This is a genomic window from Microcystis sp. LE19-10.1B, assembly GCF_027530565.1.
Lineage (GTDB): Bacteria > Cyanobacteriota > Cyanobacteriia > Cyanobacteriales > Microcystaceae > Microcystis > Microcystis aeruginosa.
On the sequence record NZ_JAPZQM010000679.1, the window covers coordinates 18,093 to 28,522 of the forward strand.

The window sequence follows — 10,430 nt, forward strand, 5'->3', positions numbered from 1 at the left end:
GCAAAATCAATCTAATCCCCTCCTAGTTTTAATAATTATGATCACTTATTTGAGGACTTAATTATGATGTCAATCCCTGAAGAACTCAATCCCAACCAAGGCATCCCTGGATGGCTAGAACTCGATGATTTAAGCCTTCATGGAGACATGGTAGCACGCATCCCTAAAGGAGCTTATATCAAAGGAATAATCGGTGGAGAAAAACCTTTTTTTCCCGTCTCTGAAATTCTTGGTACAGCTATCTCTAAACCTGAAGGAGTAAATAGCAATTGTGGATGGGTTGAATTAGAAACTCTGACCTTTCATCGTGACATAGAAGCTGTTGCACCCCTTGCTCCTTATGTGCGGGGAGAGATGGATAAAGACCACAATTTTTATCCCGATAAACCTTATACTATTGTGCGCTCAAATGATTTTATTGGCAATGGAGAAGAAAAGTTTATGACGACTCAAGCTATCGAAGCATTGGTAAATACTGTCATTAAAAAATACCCCATTGATAGTACACAGATAACCGATCCAAGACAAAAATTTACTTTATTAGCTGGATCGAAACTTGAGATTCAACAGTATGACAGGGTGGATCATAATCATTGGAAATTGCTTTTATCTTCCCCTGTCAATGGTTCAGTCATCTGGTTTGCTTATAGTCCTCATGTCAATATCATTCGCCCAAATATTAACCGAAGCACGGTGATTACTTACCAAATCTTAAACGATGACAATGGGAAGCTGAAAGCAACCGCTAAATTAGCCTGTAACTTTTGGAATCGTTTTGTCATTCCTCAGTCTAATATTGTGATCCGACTAGGAACATTTTATAGTCCTGGTTCTGTGATTGCTAGAGCCTATAAACCTTATCAACAAGGCAATACCGTCTATGGCAAGATTGAGTTTAATACTAAGTATCTTGGAACGTTTACTAATTATGGTATTGCTGGCACAATTATTCACGAAATTGGACATACATTAGGATTTGGTTGGGATCAATGGATGAATTTGTTTTATCAAAATACGGGTGCTTTTAAACCCGAAACAATCAAGAAGATTCCCGAACTACAATATATGTTTGTTGAAACCGATTATGGTCCAGGAACAGCATATTCCCACTGGGACGAAGAACGATTTGATCAGGAATTAATGACGGGATTCAAAGATACCTATGAATATGTCTTACCTGTGACGATTAAAGTGATGGCACTTCTCGGTCATGTTATTGCTGAGGAATTAATCCAAAAAACGAATTTAGAAACCTTGATTCGTGAGATTGAAGATGTTCTATTCACCATGACAGAAACAGTCCAAGAAATTAACTTTGAATACTATAAAGATACCGAAATATCGGAGGAAATTTACACCGCATTGACCTAAAATTGTCAACATAAATATGGGGGGAGTTATTACTATTTTCCTGAATTAAGCTTCCCCCGATCGAGTGTTTCATAATTTAAGGACTGTTTCTATGAAAATTACCCACCTTTTCAAGCTATTATCAGCACTTAGTTTGGCTCTTCTTCTCGGTTGGCTTTTCCCGATGGCTCATATTAAGGCTGACAATGTATCAACACTGGGAAAATATCCTGTCTGTGAACCATCTGCTGTCGTAAAAGTAACCTGTCCAGAATCAGAAGGAAATTGCCTTTTAGTAGCAGATAATGAACAAAAAGACGCTCTCTTTCTCTATTCTGTGAGTTCTAAGCAATTAGACTCAACTCGTCAAAGTCAGTTAGCCTTAGAGAAAAAAATAAGTGACATTGAAGCGATCGCAAAATTAGATGATAATAAAGTTCTTCTCTTCGGTTCTCACAGTCGTAACAATAAATGTGAGATCAAAGCAAATAGACAACGGTTTGTACAGGCTCAATTGTCGGGAAATCAATTAAAAATTATTGGTGAACTGATCCAAAGTCCTCAAATCGATTCTAAAGTTCTCTTTCAAGGTCTAGATGTGAATTCTAACAAGATTATCAGTGCCGTGAGTCGTGCTATTGATGAGGCGGAAACCAAGGCTAATCAATCATTAGGAGATAAAGTGGCGTGTGAACAAGCCAATGCTTTTAATGCGGAAGGAGCAGTAGCCATTCCTGAGCCTTTATCCCTCGAAAAATTCAAGATTTGGATTGGCTTACGTTCTCCCGTTGTCACATTAGACGCTAAGAATTATGCTGTTTTACTATCAATGGCTAATCTGGATAACTATCAATTCGATGGTGCAACACTTCTAGATTTAGGGGGACGGGGAATCAGAGAAATTACCTTTGATAATAACCAGATTTGGGGAATTGCTGGCGGGCCGAAAGATGGTCAAGATAATTTCGTTTTTTGGAAACTATCGGCTGAGGATCTCAAACCCAATACGATTCTTAAACCTGAAATCCTTCGAGAATTACCCCAGTCATCGGAAGGATTAGCGATCGTTGATGGAACGGCCTATATTTTGATTGATGGCGATAGTGGGGATTCTGGAAATCAGTGTGAAATACCCGCCAGATTTGTGCAATTTACTGTCCCTGATTAAAGTTGTTTCCTCACATTTTGCCAGTTTTAAAACTTAGATAATCCTCTCACATTGCCAAAAAGGAGCAAAAATGATGACTACTCAAAAACTGAAAGCTCTAGTCAATACTGTTATCAAACAATCTACCCTAGATAGCAGTCAGATTACTGACCCTACTCAAAAATTTTCCTTGATAGCTAAAGATGAACTTGAGATTAATGATTACAAATCTGCGGACAATAATCACTGGGAATTAGAATTAACAACCCCTGTTAATGAGATAGGGAAATGGTTCGCTTATATTCCCCATGTCGAAATTAAAAGTAATGACCCTGTGGCCAAGATATTACAAGATATTAAGCAGTCTCAATTTAAGGTGTATCATCGACCAACAGAACAAGATAAAGCGGGACTGGGGATTTTTCCTTTAAATGGATTAGACGGACGTTCAGAACGCATTTATCCAGCTTATATTTTGGGACCGAGAAGACAAGTAGATAGTCTTGTCAGACAACTCAATGCCTTACTTTCTGTTAAGGATACAGCGTTTATTATTGCCGAGCGTTTAGTCCAATATCCTGAAGACTATCTTGCTACTCTTTCTAAATTTGATAAAGCAGTTCTTATTCAATCTTTTGTGGGTGTTGGTAACTCTACCTCTGACAACCTAGTACCAAGACATGAAAAAGAATTGTGGCGTATTGAACAGTCAATTCGCCTTTTACAAGCAAGCCATTTGTCTATCTCTGCTCTTGTTTGTGCTATGGGAGATTCCCCTAGTTCAGTCGCTATAAAAGTTCGCAATAAAATCCAAGAAAGACTTGATCAACTTCTGGAAAAATACCATTTATCTACTCTGAAAAAGCCAATTACTTGGGGTGCTGATGAGTTAGTAGCAATGGCGATGGCTCAAACTCTTCCTCAGACGAAAGTGCGTATTCAAGTAGCGAATAATGATACCAAACTTCATTATGATGCTAACCGCCAGCCTTGGGAAGTGATTCGAGAAAAATTGCCCGCTATCGGACTCATTGAAACCGAAAATGATTGGGATTTTGAGGTAGCTATTTTAACTCGTCGTCAAGGTGGTAGCACTGATTGTTATCAGAAAGACGACAAGGAACAAGCGAAGTTAGATGAGCGATTTCTGGCTAAATATAAGAACTATTCTTCCGAGCAACGCGCTAAATTAGTCATCATTGATGGCCGACTTTTTAATGGGGCTTGGAATGCTCAATCAGTCCTGCCTTATGATGATTTATTGGCCTTTGGTAGCTGGGGAACATTTGGCAATTGTTTTGGCTCAACTTTGGCAGCAGCAAAAATTATTTTCTACGCTAAAAATCCTGCTGCTCAGAAACAACTTTACCTAGAGGCAATTGCTCATGACGTTTTTGCTAATGGCTATCAAGAAGTTCAACGACCAGAAGAACCTAAAAGCTTCTGTAATCAGCTAAAAAATCAAACAGGAATCACTTTCAAGCATTACGACGGATATGATAATCCTGCTACGGTCAAAAAAGTCTTTGAGGTCTTAAATCGGCGCGTTAATGCCAGAATGCAAGAACATTTTACAGGACTTCCCCTTGTTAATAACCGAGTCTTCCGAATTACCCCGCAATTTTGGCGCACTTTTGAGAGTGAAGTCCACATCTGGCCAAGATTACCAGAGGAAATTCATAAAGTTGGTATCTATCGTACCGATCTGGAAGCGATCGCTTTTAATCCTTCATTGGGCGATCAATTCGTCTAACAGTAAATTTTTCAACAATCCCATAGGAGAAATACCATGACTTCCCTACAAATTATCAATCCTACCAATCATGCTCGCTTTGAATGTCTAAAACCTGTTACTTTTAGAGGCAAAGTAAATTCTGGAATAGTCACTGTAGAACTCACAGCAGATGACAAATATTCCCTAGGCAATAATCAGGTTAAAGCAGACGGTTCTTGGTCGATTACTTATTCAGGATTCACGAATCCTGGTGATCGCAAAATTACCGCTATCGCTCACACTCAAACCAATCAAAATAAAGAAGAAACCAGCATTCTGATTCATGTGGCAGCTCCCTCAGATTATACTAAAACTATTTATGAGGGTTTAGTTTTAGATGCTTACAAAAACCTCCAACACACCCAGTCTCTGCCGACAGATCACAGGTTAACTGATGCCGAAGGATGCCGGTTATTTGAACAAGGAATCCTGCCCATTCTTCAGTCCAAAACAACCTTTATGGAAGCAACGGAGGAAGGTCATAAGAAACTAAACGAATTAGTTGAACAAAACAAAGATCAATACGGTATTCATCATGCACCCTGTGCTTATTCTGTCTCCTGTGTGATGAAATATCTGGCTGAAAAGTTAGGATTAGCCACCGTCAAAGCACTTTTCCAAGACCCCTGTTTAATTGATAATGTTCAAGTTACAGGCGTTGAGAAAAAACTGCGTCGTCTGGGATTTCTCTACTTTTTGAAAGAAGATTACCTAGCACCTCGTGGGGCAATTGGAGCAAGATGGCCTCGAAATAATCAGGATCAATCGGGTCACATTTATTACATCACCAAAGATGGAGCAAAAAGGACTCAGTTTCCCAACCCAGAGAATGATTGGGATGATCAACAGGGCAAACACGAAAAGGGCATAAACGGGCCTAAATGGCAAATTAAAGACCTTCATGCTGAAAACCTCCATTTCTTCGATCATGTTTATATACAATGGGAGAATGGCTACACAGAAGGATTTTGGTTGCCACCGGGTATTTATCCTTTAAATCGTGGTTTCAATCTGTCGAATCTTTAGTTCCGTATTCTAACAATGCCCATGGGCCGACCGTTTAAAGTAAGTGGCACTTCGGTAATAGCTCAGTTTCTAATGGCAATTGGTCAGTCTCTTATCGTTTTACTGACAACGGCAAACGTCAAATTGAAGCGAGAGGATTTGATCAAGATAATCATTCTGTTGCTAGTGAAAAGATTACTTTAGAAATTGAAGCTTCTTCCATAAGCTGTGAACTAAGAACGAAACTCTTTGAAATTGGCGGTTATTCTGTTTGGCAAATTTCAGGACAAACCGCTTTTTTCTATCAATCAAAAATGAGTATTGATGCCGATGGTGCGCCGAATGCCTATCATCCCGACAATATTGGCTTAGATGATCTGAAAAATGCCGGTTATCCAAATACGTCTTGGTGGAAGAATATTCTTGTCCCTGACCCTCAAAATCCTAATCGAGCTTATGAGCAACGGGAGCATCTCATTTATGCAAGCGAGTAATTATACTTGTCCCTAAAACTGGTTTCTAGCAAGGCTTTCAAAATAGCTTGACATAAAACCTGATTTAGGGGTTACAAAGGTGAGCATGAGCAATGCCCACCTGAGTTTTTTTTAAGGAGTAATTACCATGAATAAAGTTGCTGTAATCACAGGTTTAGCCCTAGCATATTTTGGTGTTAATGTCAATAGTTTGCAAGGGGCAAATATCACCTACAATTTTCAAGGTGTCATAACTTATGGAAGTCTGACGGGAACTTATTCCGGTTCGGCTAGTTTCGATAATACGGCGATTACAGGAGTGGATTTTGAATCTATCCCCTTGACCAATATTAGTTTTAATCTACTCTCCAATACCTTTAATCTCGCTTCGGCCGATGCCCCTCCCGTGGTCAATTATTTCGATGAGACTTTTATTGGCATCGATTATAGTGTCACCTCTACTAATGCTTTCTTTCCCATCGCTAATTTTGCCCTGACTAGCGGATTGTTTAACCTCAGTGAAGCGGCTTTTACCTATACTCCTCGCTTGGGTATTGCGGGACAAGGTAGCCTAACTTTTAGCAAAGTTCCTGAACCTTCTATCGTTATCGGTTTAATCATTTTAGGAGGAATAGGTTTTGTCCTCCGCAAAAGGCCATAACTAATTTGAGACTTCCTTCGCTAAAAACGCCTACGTCTAAAGCTCTTGCTAAAGTAACTCAAGAATATATTTTGGTCTGTAATGAAGTTCCGGGGGAAGGCGATAAGTTGTCTATTTCGAGGTTCCCTATTTTAGCACGATGGTAAGTAGGGAGGCACAATTATTTGTAGGATGGGTTAGCGGTAGCGTAACATAATCAGGCGTTGGGTTTCATGCTTCAACCCAACCTACGTTCATCTTATATTTAATTCCACCCACCTACTTATTTCTACTCAATTTTATAGAGATAGGCTTCCGGGGTTTCAAGAAGGGAAGTCATCGGGCGATCGAGAGGGGGGGTTTTGGCGAGGGTAAAAATTGGAAATAAATCGTTCATTTGGATAGCCATTTTAAATTTCGGCTGTATATAATAACTACCCGATGGGCAGGCATTGGTTATCGTTAGCTCTCTTTTGGTCATAAAGGTATCGATATAATCGTACTGACCATGCTCTTTTCTTTTGCCTTTCTTGGCCGGATCACAAAGGGTTGAACCGACCGGAATCTGATTGATAATTTCCACTGTATCGGCCACGGATAGGAGTCTTTCGGAACCGTATTTACTGGCAAGATAACGTTGATTGAAATAGAGATTAGTTGCGATAGAATAGCCGATGATAATTGCTAGAACTAGAGCGAGGATCCTGTCGAAAGTCTTAGTCAAGTTTAGATAGGCCAGACTAGCGATCGCCAAGAGGATAGGAGCAAACCAGAGTAAGATTTTACGATGGGAATAAAAATGCTCATCAGGATAATTAGAGGAAGCGTAGAGAAAAATTATCCAAGTGATCGCAAAAAAGCCGATAAGTGTTTTATTGCCTCGATATTTTTTGATGACTATGTATAGAGAAATGCCGAAAAAAATAGCAGAAACTACGACATTGAAAATCGATATATTGTCATTCAAAAAAAACACTTGATTACCCAGATAAACCGTTTCCCAAATCGCTTTAAATAGACGAGTGAACAGATTGCTCGATGGTTCACCGCTCGCCCCCTTCTCCGTGAGCGCTCTCACCAGTCCTTTCGTATTGGCGAAATTCCGAACTATCTCACTATTCCAATACATAATCAAGGCGAGATTTGCGGAGAGAATCGATAGAAAAGGCAAAAGACATTTACGAGTATTCTTTCGATTTCGATAAACAAACCCTAGAGAGGCGATAACACAAGTCACTGGGATAATTAACATCGTGGTGGTGTGTAAACTCACCAATATAGCGACGGTAATCCCGAAGAATATCCAAGCTATAGCCTGATAGAGCAGCGGCTTACTCGTTTCCATCTGGAAACGATAGAGTAAAGCAAAAACGAGCAGGAAAAAGGGTATTGGGCTAGGACACCAGGAAAAATTATTAATGAAATAGTCCGCATAGATCGTGCTATACCAAAATCCTGCCAAACTGGACAGGAGAAGACGTTTATCTTGTTCTACATTTTCTAAAAGTTGATAAACAAAGTAGATTAAGAGGGGAATCGATAGAAAAGAAAATAGTCCATTGGTAAGGACTTGAAATTCGGGAGCGGTACCGAAAATTGTCAGGGGAAACCCTAAATAAATATAGAGGGGGGGAATTGCGAATCCATATTTTCCACCCCCACCCGCAAGTCCCAATTGAGGAAAGTTTCCCTTCCACATATCCATCCAAATATAACCAATGGTAATCTGATCCGGATCCGGTCCGATATCGAAGGTAACGTATTCAAAGATACTGACAATCCTGGTGAAAAAGGCAAAGGCGATCGCTAGAATCCCTAAAATCAGTGCCGTTACTCGGACTTTATTGATTGATTTCCCCATAAGTGTCGGTATTTTTATCCTAAAATTGTCTGGTAGCTTCGTGACCGTATACCCGAATATTTATCTTCGCATGGTAGCACGAATTTCTAGTCCTACTCGGTTAGAATTTAGCGTTAAAGATGAAGTATAACCTGATTTAGCATTACTGGCCGACTCCCCAAAACGAAAACTTCGTACCTCACCATAAAGATAACTGCTATAGGATTTAAGAGCCTGTTTAGCAATAAACTGGGTACACTCGCTTAACAAAATTTTTTTTAGACAGATCTTGGACACAATCAGGAATCCCGTGTTAAACTGCCTCGATAAGATGATGTCACTCTCAAGACCCTTCACTATATAATCTAATGGTAATACAATCGGTCAGTTTAACAGTTAAGGACTATAAGTCTAACATTCCCGTGGCTATCTTGTGTGGTGGCAAAGGAACCCGACTGCGGGAAGAAACCGAATTTCGACCTAAACCGATGATTGCTGTCGGAAATCGGCCAATTATTTGGCATATCATGAAAACTTATGCCCATTATGGCTTAACTGACTTTATGCTCTGTCTAGGTTATAAAGGGGAAATAATCCGGGACTATTTCTTTAGCTATGATTGGAATCAAAGTGATGTCCTCTTAGAGTTAGGCAATAAAAAAGTGACCAAACTCGATAGTGGACATGATGAAGAAGACTGGCGTATTTGGTTAGTTGATACGGGACAGGAAACCATGACCGGAGGCCGTCTTAAACGTCTCACCTCTTATATAGATCAAACTGGAAGTGATATCTTTTTAGCCACCTATGGGGATGGGGTTTGTGATGTGAATATTGCGGATCTGTTGGATTTCCATTACTCTCATGGTAAATTAGCCACCTTGACGGCGGTTCGTCCTCCTTCTCGCTTTGGCGAGTTAGTGATTGAAGATAATCTAGTCAGTCAGTTCCAAGAAAAGCCCCAAACATCTGAAGGATGGATTAATGGGGGCTATTTTGTCTTAAATCGCAAGGTTTTGGATTTAATTGAGGGAGATGCGACGACTTTTGAAGCACAGCCCCTAAGAACCCTGGCTGCTTTGGGAGAACTCGCCGTCTATAAGCATGAAGGGTTTTGGCAGTGTATGGATACTTACCGAGAAATGGAAATGCTCAATCACCTTTATGACACTGGACAAGCTAGATGGAAAATATGGTAAAGGAAGCATTTTGGTCGGGCAAAAAGGTCTTTATCACGGGTCATACTGGCTTTAAGGGGTCTTGGCTGGCTTTTTGGTTACTCCATTTGGGGGCAGCGGTAAAAGGCCTCAGTTTAGCTCCCAATACCACCCCCGCCTTATTTGAGCAATTAGACTTAGCTCAAAACCTGAGTCAGCATATAGGAGATATTCGAGCGGCTGAGTTAGTGGCTCGTTTAATCGCTTCATGGCGACCGGATGTAGTCTTTCATTTAGCGGCGCAATGAGCGTCCTATACCGAACTCAAGTCATTGACAGATAATCAATCCTTTAATAGCAGGAGGCACTAAGTGGACATAGTAAATTCAATACATATCCAGATTAGGAAAATGCTCAAAAAGCAATCAAAAATTGATGGCAGATTTTTGGTAGTTGCTGCACTCTTAGGATATTTTGGGTTATTGTATCTAGCTAATTTTTTTGTTCCCTATCACAAGTTTTGGAGGAAACTAGGGGTTCCTGCGGTTAAAAGCCCTTTTATCGATCTTGCAGCCGTATTAGGGGCTTTTGATTGTGATCGATTGACAGGCGAAGTTTCCCTAACAAATAATTCCTGCTTCACTCAAATAGCTTATCCTAGTAGTTGGTCTTCATTAACTTGGCTGGGTTTAGAGCAGCGTGATACTATATTTTTAGGAGTTTTCTTTGCTTTAATTTTTTATGGGATAACTTTAATTATCATTGGCCGATTAAATTATCAAGAAGCTGTAGTTTATGCCCTAATTTTATGCTCACCACCAGTAATGCTTTTAGTCGAACGTGGCAACGTAGATATTGTTATCTATTCTTGGCTTGGTGTCGGACTAATGATGATTAAGAATAGCCGGGAGCATCTCACTTACGCGATAAGTAATTATACTTAGCCTAAAAGCCACTCTTAATCGTGTCTTGGAACGAAATAGAGGCTTTTAAAGACTGCGTACATGGAGAATTAAAACAAGAATTACCCTCGAAAAGCCTATT

At 39.9% G+C, this 10,430-nt stretch carries 11 protein-coding genes; 9 read left to right on the forward strand and 2 right to left on the reverse strand.

Translation table 11 applies throughout. The features are described 5' to 3' along the window. Positions 1-66: 66 nt before the first annotated feature. From O9332_RS24320 to O9332_RS24345, 6 genes are all read left to right on the forward strand, one after another. Positions 67-1,371, forward strand: a complete 1,305-nt coding sequence (locus O9332_RS24320) for a leishmanolysin-related zinc metalloendopeptidase (RefSeq protein WP_288027709.1) — start codon at positions 67-69, stop codon at positions 1,369-1,371. A gap of 91 nt (positions 1,372-1,462) precedes the next feature. Then, positions 1,463-2,518: a DUF3616 domain-containing protein gene (locus tag O9332_RS24325; RefSeq protein ID WP_002756790.1), complete on the forward strand. Its 1,056-nt coding sequence runs from the start codon at positions 1,463-1,465 to the stop codon at positions 2,516-2,518. A gap of 73 nt (positions 2,519-2,591) precedes the next feature. Next, positions 2,592-4,250: a DUF4127 family protein gene (locus O9332_RS24330; protein WP_288027711.1), complete on the forward strand. Its 1,659-nt coding sequence runs from the start codon at positions 2,592-2,594 to the stop codon at positions 4,248-4,250. 36 nt (positions 4,251-4,286) lie between these two features. Then, positions 4,287-5,297, forward strand: a complete 1,011-nt coding sequence (locus tag O9332_RS24335) for a hypothetical protein (protein WP_288027713.1) — start codon at positions 4,287-4,289, stop codon at positions 5,295-5,297. Positions 5,298-5,590: 293 nt separating this feature from the next. Continuing rightward, positions 5,591-5,770, forward strand: a complete 180-nt coding sequence (locus O9332_RS24340; RefSeq protein ID WP_002756784.1) for a hypothetical protein — start codon at positions 5,591-5,593, stop codon at positions 5,768-5,770. Between the two features lie 127 nt (positions 5,771-5,897). Then, positions 5,898-6,410, forward strand: coding sequence for a PEP-CTERM sorting domain-containing protein (locus tag O9332_RS24345; RefSeq protein WP_288027715.1), 513 nt, complete (start codon positions 5,898-5,900; stop codon positions 6,408-6,410). A gap of 268 nt (positions 6,411-6,678) precedes the next feature. On the opposite strand, the gene O9332_RS24350 is transcribed toward O9332_RS24345, so the two are convergent. Both O9332_RS24350 and O9332_RS24355 read right to left on the reverse strand, forming a co-directional pair. Beyond that, on the reverse strand, positions 6,679-8,250 hold the full coding sequence (locus tag O9332_RS24350; RefSeq protein ID WP_288027717.1) for a hypothetical protein: 1,572 nt from the start codon (positions 8,248-8,250) through the stop codon (positions 6,679-6,681). A gap of 60 nt (positions 8,251-8,310) precedes the next feature. Next, complete coding sequence (locus O9332_RS24355; RefSeq protein ID WP_288027719.1) at positions 8,311-8,499, reverse strand: hypothetical protein; 189 nt, start codon at positions 8,497-8,499, stop codon at positions 8,311-8,313. A 98-nt stretch (positions 8,500-8,597) separates the two neighbouring features. On the opposite strand from O9332_RS24355, the gene rfbF reads away from it, so the two are divergent. From rfbF to O9332_RS24370, 3 genes are all read left to right on the forward strand, one after another. After that, a complete protein-coding gene (rfbF, locus tag O9332_RS24360; RefSeq protein WP_002756779.1) occupies positions 8,598-9,428 on the forward strand; it encodes a glucose-1-phosphate cytidylyltransferase in 831 nt (276 codons plus the stop codon). Beyond that, positions 9,413-9,694 carry a GDP-mannose 4,6-dehydratase gene (locus O9332_RS24365; RefSeq protein ID WP_002756778.1) on the forward strand — a complete coding sequence of 94 codons (282 nt, stop codon included), beginning with the start codon at positions 9,413-9,415 and terminating at the stop codon, positions 9,692-9,694. The genes rfbF and O9332_RS24365 overlap by 16 nt, the downstream gene beginning before the upstream one ends. A gap of 102 nt (positions 9,695-9,796) precedes the next feature. Then, positions 9,797-10,330, forward strand: a complete 534-nt coding sequence (locus O9332_RS24370; RefSeq protein WP_288027722.1) for a hypothetical protein — start codon at positions 9,797-9,799, stop codon at positions 10,328-10,330. The last annotated feature ends 100 nt before the right edge of the window (positions 10,331-10,430 follow it).